Here is an 18,574-nt window from a genome sequence, read left to right as displayed (position 1 = left end):
CCAAAACGGCGGCCATCGCCGCTCCGTTGAATCCCATCGTTACATACGTTTTTGCAGTGGATAGGTGTTACCGGCCTCGATGCGCTCGTAGTTCTCGCCTTTTTTGGGCCGGAATGTGGTCGTATTTTAGCGTAATTCTTAGACCGTGAATTCGGTACACTTTCTCCCGCCCTCGCAGCCTGCACCTCGCACCCCGCTTTTCAAAAAATCTTATCGTACCCCGCCGCTACCTCGCCCCTTTTCAAACGCGTTGCACGTAAATGGGAGGGCACATGGGTGGCCTTTCTCGCCCACTGTTCTTCTCATGCGAACTCGGGGGAGCCATGGTGACACGATGGATTTTTGCTTCGACAATACAACGCGACCAACAGCTCGCCTTGCTCAAATGTTCCCCCTGTCCACACGGCAAGCACACCGGGACGTTGAATTGACACGGCGTCCACAAAGGCTACGACGAGCAGAATTTCACGCACAAATCCATCCGAGCGATACGCATCTTTTGCAGCAATCGTGGAAACACCAACGGCTGCGGAAAAACTTTCAGCGTTTGGATCGCCGACAAAGCTGCCCGCTGCCGGTATCTCCCTGTCGCCTGTCCAGGCAAGGGAAAGATCGAACGCTTCTTTCGCCGGGTCCGTGATCAGTTCTTGATCCGCCTGCGTGGCCGAAAGATCGTGTTGCGTCACGAACGTCATCGCGATGGCGTCGTGATCGTCTACGAAGGTGGCCGCCGGGTCGGTAAGGCCCGCCTGCTGGACGCCGTGGCCAACGGCATGATGCGAAGGAAAGAAACCTCGTGAGCCTCAGGCGCTAGCCGTGGGTCTCGTGCCACAATCCGCACCTCGATGCCTCGTGAGCCTCAGGCGCTAGCGGTTTGTTGATTTAGTCGTAGGTTGGCCACTCTTGGCCGACATTCAGTACACAGACGGGCAAGAATGCCCATCCTACAGTCATTAAATCCCCAACACGGACTAAATCAACAAGCCGCTCGGCGCGGATTATTCACGCGACTTAATACGGTCATCGCAATACGTTTGCACGAAACGACTTGCGCGGATTGGCACGAAAACAGTCTGCGCATATCAGCCGCGTCTAGTCGTGGGGCACGAACCACAATCCGCACCACTCGTCCACTTCTCCCCCAGCTTTTCTGGGGATGAGGGGGCTGAGCGCTGAAACGTTGCTTCACCCAACACGCATCCATCCCAAGCGACTTCGCGCACGAAAAGCCAACTACCAACTTCACTCCTCCCATTTCCAACATCCACCCATGATTCGATCCTGCTTTCTCTGATTCGAAGCTCCTTCCGTCGAGCTTGTCTCGGCGGAGGAAACAACTGACGGCTACCTGCTCAAGCCAACAAAACCTCCCCACCGCCCGCGAATCGCCTTTGGCGATTCGCGGGCGGTGGGGAGGTGAATGCGTTTGTGCTACCGGGTAGCTGCCAGTTGTTGCTCCGAACCGGGGCAAGCCCGGCGGAAGCAAAAAATCCATCTTACGTAGACCGTGAACAATGAGTCACTTCTGGTCAATGAAACCATCCGATCTCAATTCGGCCAAGGCCATCCCAAGAGAATTGGTTGAAGAAGCGCCGTCGAGAGGTCTCTCCAATCTTCGCAACAATTCGGCCACGCACCTCTCAAGAGAACCAAAAATGAACCCAGTCTCAATTCGGCCAAAAATGCGACATCAAAAAGGCCGGTAACACTTACTGTCGCCGGGCTAACTTCAGCGGCGGCGTCCATGACCGCCGCCATCGGCGTTGCCGATTGAATGGTCTCCGGTCCAACGCCTGGCAGCCAAGTATGGCGGCATCGTGCCCGAAGATTGCGACACACTTCGTGTGCGTCGCGGTCATGACACGTTAACTACCCCCTTCCCCTTTGTGCGCTCCCGAGGCATGGTCAACTCTGGAGCGGAGGAGGATCAGACGGCTGTCGAATCTATCACCGTCGAAAACCCAATGCAAGGCCTGACCCCAGCGAAGCTCACCCACGGATCAGTCCATCTTAAGGGTGAATTCTTTGGTCTCTTCCGGCGGAGCGGTCCGTGGCGCAGGTGCATCGAAATTGCACCACAGACATTCCGTTTTTTTCTCTTTGACCTTCCCGGCGGCGGCTTTGTTGTCGATCAGATAGTCGTGGCGTTTCCAGCCCTGTTCTTTTTCCCATTTGGTGTACAGTTCGCTGGGGTATCCACTGAGCATGAACTTACCCTGGATGCCCGCCAGTGTTTCCAGCAATTCTTCATGCTGCTCAAGCGTCATCTCGAACTCGTACTCACCGGTGGTGCTGCGAGACTCGTGGACGTAGGGCGGGTCGCAGTAGAACAGCGTCTTAGGGCCATCTTGTTTGCGGATGACTTTGGTGGCAGGTTGGTTCAGGATCACGATGTTGCGCAAGCGTTGGTGCACGTCGGGCAAACCTTCGACCACATTGAGCCATGCGGAGACTTGTTCGTTCATTCGGCTCCGTGTGCGATTTCGCGACAGGGTGGCAAAGTCCTTCATCAGTCCTTGGCGTGACTGTCGAGCCAGAATGAAGAACTGGACCGCACGCTCGACGGGAGACTCGCTGCTCACCGCATCTGTGTCCAGTGACAGTTCCAATGCCTTCTCGAATTCTGCTTCGCTAAACGGCGTCAACTCGATCCGTTGTCGGAACTCCTCGAATTGTTTCTTGTTTTGCAGGACTCTCCAGAAATTGATCAGGTTGCCGTGGAGGTCATTGACGACTTCACTGCTGCCTTGATCGGCCGCAGGCAATTTCTTTTTGTCGGTCGCCATCCAATCACGATTGGGGTCACGGGCCAACAGGATCCCACCGCCACCAAAGAAGGGCTCGACGTAGTGCAGGTGGGGCGGCATCAAGCCGATGATCCACTTCCGCAGATAGTACTTGCCGCCGTGCCATTTGAGAGGTTGGGTCAGGTTCTTCATGAATCAGCTGAGGTGGGAATTGGATCTTGGGTGTTTCGGGAAAACAGAGAGCATATCGGTCTGCAGGCTTCTGAGCCAGTTCCCTTGGTCAGGCTGAAGGAACAGCCCGACGTCTGATATGGTTTCGCGTCAATGGCGTCTGTGCAGACGTATTGCCGACAACCACACGAATGGACGCGAGCAGGACAGGAGCGTCCACTCGCTGGTGAGGCACCGGTGCGGGATCCAAACGCGAAACTGTGGTTTGCAGGTGACTGATAAGGAACGCTATGGTTAGCATTGGTGCTGTTCACCGCAGGCGGCCAGCGGTCCGCTTGGGTCCGGCCGAACCAATCGTGGCGTAGTGGATTTCGCCGGAAAACCTGTGCGAAAGGGATTCTGGCGAATCTCATTACAAGTAACTCGCCAGAGATTGATAGGCCATTCCTTACGAACCCGTTCACGCGAAACCGAGAGTACCGATGAGTGATCCATCGAATTCGTCGCGAAAGATTCGTCTCTTTGTTTCATCGACGTTTCGGGACATGCAGGCTGAACGAGAGCATCTTACCAAGGTGATCTTTCCGCAGTTGCAGCGGCTGTGTGAAAGCAGGCGACTGGAATGGTCGGTGATCGATCTGCGGTGGGGCATTACCGAAGAGCAGTCGCAAAGGGGAGAGGTATTGTCGGTCTGTCTCGAAGAAATCGATCGATGCCGACCTTTCTTCATCGGGATCCTTGGTCAGCGTTACGGGTGGCGACCCGAGCCCATCGTCAGCGAATTGATCAATGACCATCCTTGGTTGAGTCAGTGCGTTGGTCGTTCAGTGACTGAGATGGAGATCATTCACGGGGCATTGCGGGAAGAGACGCAGGCAAGGGCACAGTTCTACTTTCGTGATTCCCATTATGCCGAGCAGTTTGATGCAACTGAGCGAGATTTGTGCGCCGCTGAGGACGCTGAAGCAGAACATGCCTTGGCAGAGCTGAAAGAGCGAATTCGAGAATCAAGACATACCGTGCGAGAAGGGTTTCGCACGCCGCAAGAACTTGGCCAGATGGTTCTCACAGACATCACGTCACTGATCGATGAACTTTACTCTGCGGAGGAGACTCCCTCTCCGTTGGAATTGGCGAGGATGCGGCAGCAAGAGTTTGCCATTGACCGTACCACCGCGTATGTTCCGGGAAAGATTGCCAATGAATGGTTGCAGCGTGTGTCAAGCGGCGAAATCGCGAGGCTGGCGGTCGTGGCCGACGGCGGTATGGGTAAATCAGCGCTCCTGGCAAATTGGAAAGAACGCCTGCAGCAACAGGAGCCCAATCGTTACGTCTTGTACTATGCCGACAGTTCTACAACGTTGAATGCCGATGAATCGAAGACTTTGGGTAGGTCAGATCACGGCGTCGCGTTGGCTGCGCATCGTCAGTCACCTTTGGAATACTTGTTGGAAGGACTCAACGAACACTTTCATTTCGCGGAGAATGTTCCTCGCGACAAAGCGAGTTGGCCCCGAGTACTGCAGACGTGGCTTGCGCAGGCGGCGAACCGAGGCGGTGTGGTCTTGTTGCTCGACGGAGTCGATCGATTTAGCTCGCGGGGATTGCCGACGTGGTTGCCTCGAGAGGACATGAAGAATGTTTCTTGTGTGGTTGCTTGCAGGCCGGGGGAGATCGCGGACGCGTTGGAAGGCGAGAACTGGAAAGTCTTTCATCTGCCGTCGCTCGAAAAAGCAGATCGTCGCAAGCTGATTGATTTGTATTTGTCACGCTACGGAAAGTCACTGGGGGATCAACGCGCGCAGCGTGTCGTCGATCATGAGCCCGCCTCCAATCCTCTTTTCCTGCGAACCTTGCTTGACGAGTTGCGTGTGTTTGGTGTCCACGAATTGATTGACGAGCGGTTGGACTATTACCTCCAAGCCGTCGATACATCGTCGCTCTATGAGTTGGCAATCACTCAGTGGGAGGAAGACTACAGCATTGACCGGCCCGGTTTGGTTAGAGACACGCTGTGTTTGCTCGCTGTCTCTCGTCATGGTTTACATGAGACCGAACTGCGTGATGTGTTGGGAGGAGAGATTGGTGAGGAGCATGAAGACTATGGACGCGTCCAGATGCTCAAATGCCTGAGCAAGATCTCGGCAGATTCGAGCTTAATGACCATGGCGGGGACCTCGGCGCTGTTTTCGCCATTGCCACAGGCTCAATGGTCACCGCTATTGATGCGGGCCGAACATGCAATCAGCCGTCGCGGTGGACTCCTCCGTTTAGAGAATGATGAAATCATCAAGGCGATCGAGCGAATGTTTCTGTCCGATGTCGCAGTCGAGCAAGCCGCTCGACTGCAACTCGTGAACTATTTCAAATTCCTGGCGATGGGGGCGCGTCGCAGCGAAGAGTTGCCGTGGCAACTGCTGCAGGCGGAACGCTGGTCTGAACTCAGGGAGTCGCTGGCGGGATTGGGCATGTTCACTCACATGTTTGCCTACGAGCCCGAGGAGCTCAAAGGGTATTGGGAGGCGATCGGTGGTCGATACGACATGGTGCAAACCTATGTGGACTCGCTAACAGGCGGTGAGTTCATGCCGGTCGATGACTACACCAAATTGAACGCGATTGTTCCCTTGCTGCAATTCATTCATCATGTCATGGGACGCCCCGATCTGGCATCTCCGATTCTGAATATTCTGGACGAAGTTCCTGAGGACTCGGGGCACTTTTCTCCTGAGGCTCTACTTCACGCTTGGCTCGAAGAAGCTCGAGTTCATATTGCCGTTGCTGATCTTGACCAAGCGGTTCCCGTGTTGAACAAGGCTTGGATGCTTGCCGAAAAGTGTTTTCCGGAGAAGGAGGGCCCGTCGCAAGAGACGCCGGCGGGGTTGGTGTTCAAGGCCGACTTGGTGAGCGAGATGGCGCGTGTGTTGCGACTGCAAGGCAGGCATGGCGAAGCAATTCATCGTTACGAGTACGCATTGCAATTGATGAAAGCTGGTAAGGGGAGTGTCGTGAAAATCGCGGAGGCTCTCTTTCATCTCGGTCAAGCAACCTTTTCGCAGGGCCAGCGTGATGCCGCGGAGAATCATCTGCGTGAGTCGCTTGAGCTCTGGGAGCATATTCATGGACGCGTCAGCCGTGAACGGGCTCTGGCATTGCATTGCCTCGCTCAGGTCCTCGGCAGCAAACAGCAGTTTGACGAGGCCGAGCGTCTGCACGCCGAAGCATTGGCTCAGATGGAAGAAATGGTCGGCCCCGAATCTCCTATGCTAACCCACCTGCTAAATGGTTATGCCATTCATTGTCGGCATCGCGGCGATCCTGAGCGGGCCAAGTCGATGTATCGACGCGCGTTGTCCATCGGCCACCATTCCCCGCGTGAAGCAGCGGTTTGCATGACCAACTTGGCGATCACGTTCGCGGAGCTGGATCGATTTGATGAAGCACACGAAACGCTGGACCGGGCATTGGAGGCTTGTCAACGGTGCAAGCCACCCGATCAAGACCAACAATTGACGATCTTGCAGACCAAAGCAGAAGTTCTCATGCAGCAGAATTCGCATCAGGACGCCGTTTCGTTGCTGAAGCAATTGCTGCCGCATGGAAAAAGCCTTGGTCTGCAGAAAGAGTTGGAAATTCTCGATTGTCTCGTTCGGGTTAACCGGAATGACGGAAATGATGCGGGAATGACCGAAGCACTGCTGGCTCAAGCAGAGGTTCGCCAACGTGGTAATGATCTGGATGGTGCCCTCAGCATCCTGAAGCATGCAGTCGACGTTTGCCCAAAAGACGAATGGGATTTGCGAAATACCGCGATGAGCAACTTGGCGATCGTTCAAATCCAGAGCGGAGACCAGCAGGGCGGTATTGCATGCCTCAACGAACTGGAGGCGCAAGGTCGACGGGGCGACTGCGATCAATGGGCTAAGACGTTACGAGTGCTGGTCTACGTCTACCAGTCGATTCGGGCCGACGATCGGGTCGCATCGCTGTTGCTGGAACAGGAGAACGCCTGTGCCGCTGGGCAAGACGTTTGTTTGATGGTCGAAGCGCTCATGTCGCAAACGGAGGTTGCACACATGATGCGCGACTGGGAGAGGGCAAAAGCAATCAGCCAACGCGGTATTGAGTGGTGTCGAAGGCACAAGCTGGTGGGCGATCTGGCAAGGTTCTGCGGTCAGCAGGGTGTTGTGCTAAGCGAAAGCGGTGACCATGAAAAAGCTTTGGCGTTGCATCGAGAAGCGGCGTCACTTGCGGAGGCCGCAGACTTTGTTGAAGTCCGGATCGTTGCGTTGACGAACGTCGCTGCCAGCCTTGACGATCACTTTGGCCGCCTCAACGAAGCTCGAATGATTGCTCAATCGGCTGATCGTCTTGCGGAAGAGTTTGCACCGCACATGCGAGAATCAACTCAACGTTGCCTGCGAGTGATCATGCGTCGCATTCAGGAAAACGATCCCTGCTGATTGGTCATTCGCTTTGCTTTCAGGCAACATTCCGGCCTGCTCCACTGAAGATAAAAACGTCGATACTTTTCTCTTTCGTCGTTTGAGATTCGGTCGTATTCTTTGGATTGTGCATACAATGGAGGCAGAGTCGAGCCAACCGATGAAAGATCAGGCTCCGGCGTGGCAACGAATTCATGGGAGATATTTTCGGATGTCTGCAGCGATTAAATATGCGCCGCGTTACACGATCGTCGTCTGTGGAGCAGTGCCGAGCCGACATCTTGAGCAGGCACCAGCGTTGATCGCCGAGATCCTTTCACCCTCAACGCGACAGAACGACCTGACCTACAAACGAGAACTTTGCGCCAGTCGGAAAGTTGGCACGTATCTGATCGTTGATCCGGATACCAAGACAGTTGAGCAGTTGTCACTCGGGAAAGACGGCGGTTACGAGACTGTCGCTGTGTCGAGTCGATTGACATTCACTCTGTGCGGTGCCTGCGAGATTGAAATCGGGGTGGAAAGTTTGTTTTCTGACTGAGGCATGGCTTGTGAAATGAAGAAGACAGTTTAGGTGGATAGAGCCCCGCAGCGGTAAGTGGGATTCAATCTCCAGTAGATCGGTGAGGTTTCTTGTGAGGTGCTCCATTCTTGTTGCGGAGTACGCTTGCAGCGTTTCGGGAATAAGTAAGGGCGAAAAAATGGAGGGGCAAAAAAATGAAATGCTCGGAAGAATGAATGCCTTGCTTGCGTCTCGGGATGTGCTGAACCAAGAAGGCGTCGGACATCTTTTTCTTGTCCGTCAGTCGTGCATCCACCTGGGCAAGCAGGGTGTTGATCTAGAGCGTTGCGGAACTCTTTTGCGTCGATGGCACTAGCGTCGTCGGCTCATTCATTCATGCGATTCACTCGATTGCGGATCTTCCCACCAGCGATCAATGTTCGCCGGGCAGGGGGAGGCCTAGGCCGTCGCCGTTGGGTTGGAAACCGTTGTCGTCGATGTCGATATAGATGGGGTTGCTGACGGCGATCGGTGGGTTCTGTGTGCCCATGACTTTTTCCATCGACATGCCTTCGCCGATCGTGGCGACGATCAAATGTGCATCGTGATCCAGTTGGATTTCAAAGGTCGAGTCGAACTTTGTCACGTCATCGAGTTTGCCGAATTCGTTGCCGTGGGTTTTGCGAGTTCGATTGTGTTCGGGGACCCGTCGTCCGTTGACGAGGATTTGCACGCGATTGACGTCGAGCCAATTGGGGCATTGAACTTTGACGGACAACGTGACCTTGCCGTCGTTGGCGAGCAGGTTGTCGCCTGGGATCGCGGGCGACTTGGAGGAAGCGGAGGTGGCGGTCACGGAGAGGAACGGGCCGGTGGACATGATGATGTGTCCGGCTTCTGCTTGACGAATCATCTCGGCCGTCGAAATCTCAGCCGGATCATCGGTGCTGCTGGCAAACCAGTTGCGCAGCGAACCGCTGCCGTGGTGATTGTAGTGCGCGTCGGTGTTGACGACGCCCGGGATTCGGATGCCTTGGTTGAGCAACTGCAGCCACTGGAACAGCGGGATGCGCATTTCGCGAACGTCCGGCGGGCTGTCAGGGATGTTTTCGAAGACCGTTTGCAACGGATGGACTTCGATCACGTCCATCCACTGCAGCATGCCGCGAAATCCGCCATCGGGTTTGCCGTCGACATCAAGGTCGCCGTAGATCTGGTGCAAGTTGGGGTGATTGGTCTGGATCAGTTTCTCGCTGCCGCGGTCCCACATCGCTAAACGTTCGATTTGGACCACGGGGTTGTCGTCCACGCGTGGGCCGCCACCGTTTTGGGTGTGAGGGTGATGGTGCAGTGGAAATGCGTTTTGGTGATTGACGGGCAAGAGGCGTCCGGTCAGTTCCATGCCGCTGCAGGTCGCCATCAGGGCAGAGAGTTGCATCTGTTGCAGGTGCGGCTGGTAGCTGCTGATGCGATTGTGTTCGGTACAGGGTGCAAACTCGAGATGCTCGCACAGCAAGTTTTCCACACGTCCGTATTGATCGGAAACGTTGTCCCCGGATGGACTGCTGTGGCTGTGCAGCTCGGTGCTGACCCAGCCGGTGGTGTCGACGACGCGTTTGAGCTGGACGTTGACGGATTGAGTTTGCTCGGCACTGATCTGGATGGTCTGGATCACTCGGTCAAACTCTGGGCCGTGGCTGAAGTAGACTTCGTACTTGCCAGGCGGAAGCGGACAACGCATGTGGCCGTGGACGCTGTAGACACAGTTCTTGACGAAGGTTCGTGTGCTGTCCGGGCCGAAGTCGGGAGCGTCGCCGGACAAGGCGTAGATGGTTGCTTTGGCCGGGATCGGACGCCCGTTGCCATCGTTGATTTTGGCAATGAACCCGCTGAAGCCTGTTGCGGCGATCGTGTGAGTTTTCGGATCGACGCCGACGGTGATCGTCTGCTGAGTCGGCGCGAATCCGATCGCCGACATCGTGACTTGGTACTGACCGGGCATCAGCCGGGTGTGGGCGACGCCATGATCGTCCGTTTGGATGAATGGAGGCGTTTTGTTGGATGGTACTGTCGAAATCGGTTTGATAGAAAGCTCGGCACGCATGACGTTTTCGCCGTCAAAAGCATCGAGGTTGGGGACGACGCGAAACGTTTGCATGGGCAAGTTTTCATCACCCGCAGCGATGACGTTTTGCAAATCGAGTGTGGAGGTCGCCGGATAGATTCGTACGCTCCACGAAAGTTCGCCGTCGCTTTTTGTAACTTGTGATGTGTCGTAATTCAGTAGGGAGGGGCGACCGTTTTTCCAGGTCAGTGCCTTTTTGTTTTGGGCGTCTGGGTCGGTGCCGTTGGCGGCGATTCCGATTGTCTGTCGAAAGAAGGTATCGCGGCAAACGGCAAGACCATCGAGGCTGGTGAGTTGGAAGGTTTTGTCGGCGCGGATGCCGTCGTATGCAGTAAGCGAGGGAGCTTTCTCGCCGACGAGGGAGACGGTGGTTGTGACAAAGGCGTCGGAGTTGCCCAGGCGGTAGGTGACCGTGGCGGTTGTGCCATCGTTGGTGGCGGAGCTAGACGAGCGGCAACGCCAGTAAGCCCCGTTGTCGTCACTGCCGCTTTCGACCAACGCGGGGTCGTGAAAGTAATAGCGGCCAGCGGTAGGGATGAAAGCGCTGAGCTGATCGTTGGAAGGATCGTTGAGGGTCAGATCAAGGATCGATGCGCCGATGTCGCGGACGGTCAGGTTGGCGTCACGAGTGGAGAGTGGAGCCGCAATCGTCAGCGAAATAAGATCGTTGTGCATGGTGTAGTCGCCGTAAATCCAGTCGACTTCTTTGCCGCCGAGATGTGGATGCGAGTCCGGCGTGATCTCGCTGACTTCCGCGGCGATGGTCGGCGAGGTGACGACGGGCGAGGCGAGTACGCTGGCGAACAGGAGCCCCGAAAACAGCAGGGTGGGGATGCGAAGGCGGTAGGGGAGCTTCATCGGTGCGGGGTCCTGAGACGGGGAGGGGGAGGTCCGGTGAGGTTGTTGGCGGATGGTGGTGCTGCCTGCGCCTTCGGCTACGGGTCAAACGGGGCGAAAGATAAGCCGTCTCTTGGTTCAGTCGACGACGCGATATTCGCCGCCGCTGGGGGTGGTCAGGCCTTGGAGGAATCCGGCGAGGGATTCTTCGGCGGCGATGGCGACGGTGTTGATCGTGATGTTACGGAACTGGTTGCGTTGCAGAATGTCGGTGAGGATCAGTTCCGGGACGACCACTTGTCCGGTGGTGGGGCGCCCGTCGGTCAACACAAAGATGGCTTCGAGTTGATAATCGAACTCGATCGCACGACGCAACGCACCGTAGGTGTTCGTTTTCTTGCCGCAGTTCAGCGCGCTGACATAACGGATGGCTTTTTGTTTGTTCTCGTCCGTCGCTATTTGCAGCGATTCGCTGTAGGCGCGAATGTCGGTATCGAAAACCAGGATGCTGAACTCCGTATCGGGTTCCAAGCCTCGGATCGCCGCGATCAACTCCTGTTTGGCTTTAGCGATCCGCGTTCCGCGATAGCCGACTTGGGCCATGCTGCCGCTGCGATCGATGACGAACAGCAAGCGCTTGGCATAGATGTCGATGTCGTAGTACTTCTGACGAGTCAGACGCATTCGATTAGCTGATTCGCTGTAGCTGGCGGATTTGAACATCGAGTCGGGCGACAGCGGGCGATTGATGGGCTGTTTCAAGTAGTCGCCCGCGGTCCACGCGGCGAACCGTTGATCGTCTCCCCAAAAATCATCGACCGTCAACTTGTCTAGTTCCACATCCAGTTTATGACGCAATTGGCCGTCGATGCGTGTGCGCAACCGTCCGAGGGCTTCCAAGGCATCAGGGTGCTGCATCAGCAGTAGCGATCGGACCAGAGCGAATCGCAGACCATAGTGACTGGAGCAGAGTGGTCCGTCGAAGGCATCGACCAGTTCCGGGATCATGCTGTGATGTTTGTTTTGTCCGACCGCATCGATCGTGAAGGTAGCCCATGCGATACTTGGCGCATTGACCGCTGCTGAGAGAGGGGCGACTGCATCGTCGCGATCGACTTTACTGAGCGTTGAAATCAGTTGAGCCACGCCAGGCGGGATCGGTTCTTCGCGATCCTTTTCATCGAGGCGTTCGATCAGCGTGTTCAAGGCATCCGACATTGCCGGCAGGGCTTGGACACGTGAGGTGATATTTTGGTCGATCGCCAATGCCGTTCGCAGACGAACGGTGTCGCTACGACCGGCAAGGATCTTGGCGATCTTTTGTGTCTCTGCGGTGGTTGCGGGCTCAACGGCTTGGCATCGATTTCCTGTTGCGAAAATGCACAGGAGCAGAGTGAAGATCGTGGTCAGAGATGAAATCGTTGCACGCATGGGCTGGTTTCCTTGAACCAAGTGATGCGGGTACGGACGATATCATCTTAGCAGAGTGTGGATCACGGCGGCGACTTCGTCGATTTTCACGCGGGTTTGCTCCAGGGTGTCGCGGTCGCGGATCGTCACGGTCTTGTCGGTCAACGTGTCCGTGTCAACGGTGATGCAGTACGGCGTGCCGGCTTCGTCCTGGCGGCGATAGCGGCGTCCCACGGCACCTTTCTCGTCATAGAACACGTTCATTGACTGTTTCAGCTCGCCGTAGATCTCCTGGGCGACTTCTGGCATACCGTCTTTCTTGACCAGCGGGAACACGGCGGCTTTCACGGGTGCCAAGCGAGGGTGCAGTTTCATCACCGTTCGAACCTGCATCTCCCCGTTCTCGTCGGGGGCCTCGTCCTCCGTGTAGGCTTCGCAGAGGAATGCCAAGACGCCGCGGTCGGCACCCGCAGAGGGTTCGATCACGTGAGGGACGAACTTTTCATTGGTGACTTCGTCGCGGTAGCTGAGGTCCTTGCCGCTGCCGCGATGTTTGGGCTTGCCGTGTTCGTTCAATTCAACCTTCATCGGCTCACCGGGTGGCGAGTTCGGGTCCAGTTTTCCTTCCATGTGACTGCGAAGGTCAAAGTCGCCGCGGTGAGCGATGCCTTCGAGTTCACCGTACTCACCGGGTGGCAAGAAGGGAAACGCGTATTCGATGTCGGCGGTGCCGACGCTGTAGTGGGCGAGTTCCTCGACGTGGTGTTCGCGCATGATCAGCGACTCGTCTGACAGGCCGAGCGTTTTGTACCAAGCCAAGCGGCGATCACGCCAGTATCGGTACCACTCTTGGGATTGGTCGGGACGACAGAAGAATTCGATTTCCATCTGTTCGAATTCACGTGAGCGGAAAGTGAAGTTCCGTGGCGTGATTTCGTTACGAAAACTCTTGCCGATTTGGCCGATACCGAATGGGATCTTCACTCGGCTGCTATCGACGACGTTTTTGAAGTTGACGAAGATGCCCTGCGCGGTTTCGGGGCGCAGGAACGCCGCGTCTTCTTCGCCACCAAGCGCACCGATGGTGGTCTTGAACATCAAGTTGAACTCACGCGGCTCGGTCAGCGTGTCAAGCGATTTGGCGTCGGGGGCGAGTACCGAATGCGTATCGTCGAGTTGGTCGAGGGTGAGCGATTCGTTGCCCACCGTCAGTTCGTCCGCGTTCTTGGGGCGGAGCTTAAAGAACTTCATCGCCCGTCGGCGGACTTCGTCCAGTTCCTGTTCGACTTCGGCAAGCGTTGAAACAAAGATTTTTTGATCTCGATGTTCACACCATCGGCCTCGGACTTGGTCAAAGCGATACCGTTTTTTGCTTTCTCGGCAGTCGACCATGTGATCGTGGAAGAGGTCGTAGTGACCGCTACATTTCCAGACCTGAGGGTGCATGATGATGGTCGAATCGAGGCCGACCATTTCGAACGTGCTCGGGGCGCCGGCGGGAGTGATCAAGTCGTTGTGGCCGCGGATCATGTCCGTCCACCACGCTTCCTTGACGTTGCGTTTGAGTTCGACGCCGAGCGGTCCGTAGTCCCAGAAACCTTGAATGCCGCCGTAGATCTCACTGGATTGGAAAAGGAAGCCCCGTCGCTTGCACAGCGACACGATCTTGTCCATGGATTTCATTTGGATGCCGGTCTGGGAGTGGTTGGGCGTTTCGCGGAAGCGAGACGCGGTTGTTTGTGGGTTCGAAAGGGAGAAATGTACGCGTTTTGGGCCGATTGGTCGACTTGGGGTTTAGGTGTCGAGGATCCGGGGAGTGCGGCCCACGTGTGCAGAGATTCTCGTCGCGGGATTCGCTGGATTTCCCAGTGCGAGTAGCAGTAGAAGAGTTAGGGGGAATTCTGGCGAATCCCACTACGATGGGAGTCTGGGGAGCGACCGCGGCCAACTCAGGCACTCTTTCGATACTGAAACGGCTCGAAATGTTCGCGGTGAAAACGAGAGAAAAGGCGTTTGCGGACTGCCCGAACCTTCTTTTCGGCTTCTTTCCCAATCCGTTTGAGCAGTGGTGGTTGGACGAAGGTGGCCGAGGGGGCACGATGTTCGCCTTTTTGCCAATCAACCACGTAGTCGCTCTGCATGGGTGTGGTCGAGAAGATGTCTGCTTCGTGCGTTCGTCGAGCGATCACCAGCATGAAGGTCGGGTGATGAGTTTGGGCCATCACGCGGGCGTGGACGTCGGCGGGGTCGTGGGCACGATAGGTGACGCTGCCGGGTGTTCGCTCCCAGACCAGCAAGTCACAGACTTCGAAGCCATTCTCAGGTGACAGGACGCGGTACATCAATTCGGGACTGAACTGATAGAAGCCGTGGCCGCTGAAGTTGTTGGTGCCGTTGACGGAAATAAAGTGGCCGCCGACACGCGTCAGTCGCATGCAGTTTTTGATCGCCGTGGGAAAAAAGAAAACGTGTTCCAGCGAACCTCCGTCGATAACGCAGGAGTACTGTTGATCGTAGCTTTCATCCAGCGGTTGGTTGAGGTCAGCGATCACGTTGGCGTCTTCGTAGTCCGACGCGTCCAATGAATCGACGCGTTGAGCGCCCAAGGCTCGGAGCAGGGGTTCGGCATAGCGATCGACGCTCATGATCTCATCGGCAAGCGCGTCGCGGTTGGGGATTCCGCATTGGTCGATGGTTTGACGCAGTTCAGGATCGGAAAGATGGATTTGTTGTCGACCGATCATGAGTGTTTGCTGATAATCGACGCCGATTTCACGACCGTGATCGAGCAAGCGAATGATGCGGTTGGTCAAACCCATGGTTGGTGATCCTGCAGGCAGAAGACTGCCACGCGGATGGCGTAGCAGAGATGAGGGAACAAAAGGAATCCGGAATGCTCAAGCGGCTTGGGCGCGTTGGCCGGGATGTCCCTGAAGGTTTCGGACTTGGTGGACTCCGGCATGTCGGATTCCGATTCGACCGGTGTAGTCGAGACGATTGAGCATGATCGCGATATTGTGCTCGGCGAGGTATTCATCGACAGCTTGTCGAGCGCCTTGCCAGTGTCCGTAATCGTCGATGATCAAGACACCGCCATCGACCAAGCGAGGGAAGAGATGGTTCATCTCATGCAGTGTGGATTCGTACCAGTCGGTGTCCAGACGCAGCAGCGCGATTTCTTGCGGAGCGTTCTCGGGGATGGTGTCTTCCACCATGCCTTTGACGAAGTGGGTGCGATCGGTGGGGTAGCCCGTTTTCGCCATGTGATGGCGGACTTCATCCAGTGGCGACTCGCACCATAGGGTGCTCGGGTCCACTGCGAGTTCTTGCTGCAATCGTTCACTGGCGGATTGTCCGACCAGCGAGACGTCTTCGTCGGTCGGTGCCGGCATTCCTTCGTAGGTGTCAAAGAGGTAAAGCTCACGATGGGTGTCACCGAATTGCTTCAGCATTTCGGCCACGGCCATCATGCTGCCGCCTTTCCAGACGCCGCACTCGACCACATCACCTGGGATGCCTGCGGACGAAATGTATCGAACGGCTTCGCAAAGTCCGTTAAGTCGTTCGGGGGTGGTCATGGTGAATTCGCGAACGCGTTGAATCGTTTCGACGCTATCAGAGTTCATGTCCAAAGGGTAACCGTTGGCGTCGCTGTACAGGCCGCCGTGGCGTTTTCGGCGGCGGGCTCGGCGTTTTTCGTTCCATTTGGAGATCAGATGAATCACGGTAGGGTTCGCTTGTTGGGGGATTTCTAAACGCGCGGGGAGCGCGAATCGTAATTTGCCAACACGCGTATAAGAAAATCCGAATCGGTCGGTCAATGCCGAAGTCGAGGGTTTCAGTTGAACAGACTTGGTTGCGTGCATGGTCCTACGCAAGTTGCGGGGGCACGGTCGATGGTGACGTGCCGCAGGAGGGTTCCGGCCATCGCCATGCCGCTCAAGAACGCCCCCTCCACGCGAGGTCCGCCGCACCAATCGCCGCAGGCGCCCAGTCCGTTGACGTGATCCCAGAGGCATTCCTTGGAAAGCGGCTCAGCGGGGATCGCAAAACGCCAGCGGTGTGCGGTCAGGTAGATCGGGTCGACGATTTTTTTGCCGATCAAGTTTTCAAAATGCGGCAAGAGTTCCTCCAGGACCTCGTCGTTGGCGAGATCCAAGTTGTCTTCGGACCACTGAGCGGAGGCATGGATGACCCAAGCCGGCGGGCCGGGGCGTCCCGGCTTGTTGCTGTTCTGTGCGATCCACGAGATCGGGCTGTCGTCGACAAAGGCGCCGTCAAAGGGGACGCCGTCGAGCGACTGCGAAGCGACCAAGATCGCCCAACAAGGACGCATTTTGACTTGCGCGATCTGGTCCATCAGATCCGTGTGATCCGCAAGCAAAAGTGCGGACTGCTCTGGCGGGCAATTGCAAATGACGGTTTCAAAGGGGCCATGTTGTACGTGACTGGTGTCGATCAATATCCAGCCGTCGTCCACGCGTTCCAAGCGACTGATCTGTGTTTCTAATTGCACTGTCCCCGATTGCACTGTCAGGTCGCTGGCAAGATGTTTTGCCACCGCATTCATGCCGGGAACACCCACGTATCGCGGTGTACGTCTGGGCTGGGAAACGATTTCACCGGAGGAATTGATCTGAACAATCTTGCCGAGCCACGGCGCGACGATCTGATCGTGAATCCAGCTGTTGACATGACGACAGAATCGCGGGTCTCGTGCCGTGAAGTACTGTGCCCCATGATCGAGCGTGATCGCCTCGCCGGGATCCTCTTGATCGACACGACGTGTGGCGATGCGTCCGCCGACACCACGCGATTTGTCAAATACGGTGACGTTGATCCCGTGATCGCGGAGCGTTCGAGCGGCTGCTAGTCCCGCCATGCCGGCGCCGATGATTGCGACGCGAGGCAGATTTGCTGCGATGGGTCGATCGACGATGTTGTGATACCGATCCAAGTCCAGGCGTCGTGCGTGATCCTCCAGGCACCGCGGTCGGACTTTGCCAAAAACCTCCAGTTCAGGTTCAAACGGTCGATCGAATTGGCCGTAACACCAAAGCACTCCGCCGTAAGAACTGGGGTCACGTCCGTCCAACGCATAGCGATGGTTGACGTCCATGGTCAACTGCAGCGCGCGGGCGGGTGTGTTTGCCCAAGAGAGAAACGATTTACCCCAAGTCATCCTGGTGTTGTTATGCAACTCGCCATGTTTCAACAGGCTTCGCTGGCAAGCGTCCCAGAATGCGTATCCGGTGGTGCCGCGGGCAAGGGTTTCCCAGCTGTAACACACCGGCCGTTCGTCTTCGCAATGTTCGGCAAGGGTTTGCTGCGCCCACTCGGGGAGAGCCTCCATCGTGTCGATCGTGTCGGAGTGATGGAAACAGAAATGAAACGACATTTCTCGCCAGATCAGCAACTCGTCGAGAAATTTCTCTGCGTTCACCGCATGTGCTTCACGAGCGATTCGAAAAGGGCTGACCATTCCGAAATGAAGGTACGCGCTCAGACGACTGACGCCATCATGCTTGGTCGCATCGTTACGATGAGCCGCATAATGTTTCAGTCGGTTTGTTTTGAAATCATCCCAGCGTTTGTATCCGTGTCGGCTGCCGCCGGGTGTGTCGGCGACCGGGCCGATCGAATGATCGATCTTGCAGTCCGCGATCAGCGATGCCAAACAAGCGTCCTGCAAGCACAGCGGTTGAAAGGGCAGGGGACCATCGTAGATTTCACAGTCGACCGGTTCGTCATGATACGGTGCACCGACACGTTTTTCGTACTCTGACTTGGTTGCATCTCGGTACTCGTACGCTCGCGTGAAGCAGCGATCCATCGTGGGTGCGGGTACGATGCAAGAGCAATCGACGGTGACGATCGGTGTCTTAGTTTTCGCGTGCAGCCGATCGATCCAACCGGTCAGCGGATGCACCGGCATTTCTTCTGTTACCAGGACGGCGCTGCGACGCACCAGGTCGCGAAGGTGCGGCCCGCGGTTGCCGTTTCGTTGCAGATGAAACGGGCTATCGATGCCTCGTCGTTGTAATTCACACTGCACATCGCGGTGACCTTGCAACATGAACGCATGGTAGCGATCCGAGGCATAGGGGTAGTCTTCCGACAGCCCACGATAGACCAACAGGGGCAATCCGTTTTGGCGGGCAAAGCAAATCGCGACGTCCAAGGCCGGGTTTTCGTTTGCCCGCAGGGCGTTGTGCATCCAATACAGCACGAACTCACCCGGCCCGTGACACGAATCCGACGGATGACGGGTCCACCGCATTCGTTGTTCAAGATGGTTTGGTGCTGAGCAATCCACTCGTCAAAGACTCCGCAATTG

The 18,574-nt window shown here is 56.2% G+C and carries 11 protein-coding genes; 3 read left to right on the top strand and 8 right to left on the bottom strand.

Annotated elements, in window-relative coordinates; translation table 11 throughout:
* Nucleotides 1-302: 302 nt before the first annotated feature.
* The gene (locus Pla52nx_RS28830; RefSeq protein ID WP_146521408.1) at nt 303-686 is read right to left on the bottom strand and encodes a hypothetical protein; all 384 of its coding nucleotides are present in this window, start codon (nt 684-686) and stop codon (nt 303-305) included.
* Between Pla52nx_RS28830 and Pla52nx_RS28825 the strand changes: the two genes are divergently transcribed.
* The gene (locus Pla52nx_RS28825; RefSeq protein ID WP_261344262.1) at nt 675-800 is read left to right on the top strand and encodes a hypothetical protein; all 126 of its coding nucleotides are present in this window, start codon (nt 675-677) and stop codon (nt 798-800) included. The genes Pla52nx_RS28830 and Pla52nx_RS28825 overlap by 12 nt on opposite strands.
* 1,200 nt (nt 801-2,000) lie before the next feature.
* Here Pla52nx_RS28825 and Pla52nx_RS28820 read toward each other — a convergent pair.
* Entirely contained in the window at nt 2,001-2,939 is a 939-nt protein-coding gene (locus tag Pla52nx_RS28820; RefSeq protein ID WP_146521407.1) for a DNA adenine methylase, read from the bottom strand.
* Between the two features lie 461 nt (nt 2,940-3,400).
* On the opposite strand from Pla52nx_RS28820, the gene Pla52nx_RS28815 reads away from it, so the two are divergent.
* Nucleotides 3,401-7,381: a tetratricopeptide repeat protein gene (locus Pla52nx_RS28815; protein WP_146521406.1), complete on the top strand. Its 3,981-nt coding sequence runs from the start codon at nt 3,401-3,403 to the stop codon at nt 7,379-7,381.
* Between the two features lie 193 nt (nt 7,382-7,574).
* A complete protein-coding gene (locus Pla52nx_RS28810) occupies nt 7,575-7,904 on the top strand; it encodes a Uma2 family endonuclease (protein WP_197454784.1) in 330 nt (109 codons plus the stop codon).
* Between the two features lie 394 nt (nt 7,905-8,298).
* Here Pla52nx_RS28810 and Pla52nx_RS28805 read toward each other — a convergent pair whose 3' ends face one another.
* The 6 genes from Pla52nx_RS28805 to Pla52nx_RS28780 form a co-directional block, all read right to left on the bottom strand.
* Complete coding sequence (locus Pla52nx_RS28805) at nt 8,299-10,848, bottom strand: CehA/McbA family metallohydrolase (protein WP_146521404.1); 2,550 nt, start codon at nt 10,846-10,848, stop codon at nt 8,299-8,301.
* Nucleotides 10,849-10,965: 117 nt separating this feature from the next.
* Nucleotides 10,966-12,258 carry a VWA domain-containing protein gene (locus Pla52nx_RS28800; protein WP_146521403.1) on the bottom strand — a complete coding sequence of 431 codons (1,293 nt, stop codon included), beginning with the start codon at nt 12,256-12,258 and terminating at the stop codon, nt 10,966-10,968.
* Between the two features lie 42 nt (nt 12,259-12,300).
* Complete coding sequence (locus Pla52nx_RS28795; protein WP_146521783.1) at nt 12,301-13,911, bottom strand: glycine--tRNA ligase; 1,611 nt, start codon at nt 13,909-13,911, stop codon at nt 12,301-12,303.
* Between the two features lie 275 nt (nt 13,912-14,186).
* Nucleotides 14,187-15,056 (bottom strand): hypothetical protein, encoded by an 870-nt coding sequence (locus tag Pla52nx_RS28790; protein WP_146521402.1) that lies wholly within the window; start codon nt 15,054-15,056, stop codon nt 14,187-14,189.
* 78 nt (nt 15,057-15,134) lie between these two features.
* Nucleotides 15,135-15,962 carry a TylF/MycF/NovP-related O-methyltransferase gene (locus Pla52nx_RS28785; RefSeq protein ID WP_197454783.1) on the bottom strand — a complete coding sequence of 276 codons (828 nt, stop codon included), beginning with the start codon at nt 15,960-15,962 and terminating at the stop codon, nt 15,135-15,137.
* A 113-nt stretch (nt 15,963-16,075) separates the two neighbouring features.
* A complete protein-coding gene (locus Pla52nx_RS28780; protein WP_231742143.1) occupies nt 16,076-18,517 on the bottom strand; it encodes an FAD-dependent oxidoreductase in 2,442 nt (813 codons plus the stop codon).
* Nucleotides 18,518-18,574: the final 57 nt, after the last annotated feature.

The sequence above is a fragment of the Stieleria varia genome (genome assembly GCF_038443385.1).
GTDB lineage: Bacteria > Planctomycetota > Planctomycetia > Pirellulales > Pirellulaceae > Stieleria > Stieleria varia.
Note: the sequence above shows the minus strand (reverse complement) of the source record. Positions and strands in the feature narration are given on the sequence as shown.

Coding starts and splice junctions, on each gene's coding strand:
- Pla52nx_RS28790 (WP_146521402.1), bottom strand. CDS start 15,056: ATGGGTTTGACCAACCGCATCATTCGCTTGCTCGATCACGGTCGTGAA.
- Pla52nx_RS28795 (WP_146521783.1), bottom strand. CDS start 13,911: ATGGACAAGATCGTGTCGCTGTGCAAGCGACGGGGCTTCCTTTTCCAA.
- Pla52nx_RS28805 (WP_146521404.1), bottom strand. CDS start 10,848: ATGAAGCTCCCCTACCGCCTTCGCATCCCCACCCTGCTGTTTTCGGGG.
- Pla52nx_RS28820 (WP_146521407.1), bottom strand. CDS start 2,939: ATGAAGAACCTGACCCAACCTCTCAAATGGCACGGCGGCAAGTACTAT.
- Pla52nx_RS28780 (WP_231742143.1), bottom strand. CDS start 18,517: ATGCGGTGGACCCGTCATCCGTCGGATTCGTGTCACGGGCCGGGTGAG.
- Pla52nx_RS28815 (WP_146521406.1), top strand. CDS start 3,401: ATGAGTGATCCATCGAATTCGTCGCGAAAGATTCGTCTCTTTGTTTCA.
- Pla52nx_RS28800 (WP_146521403.1), bottom strand. CDS start 12,258: ATGCGTGCAACGATTTCATCTCTGACCACGATCTTCACTCTGCTCCTG.
- Pla52nx_RS28810 (WP_197454784.1), top strand. CDS start 7,575: ATGTCTGCAGCGATTAAATATGCGCCGCGTTACACGATCGTCGTCTGT.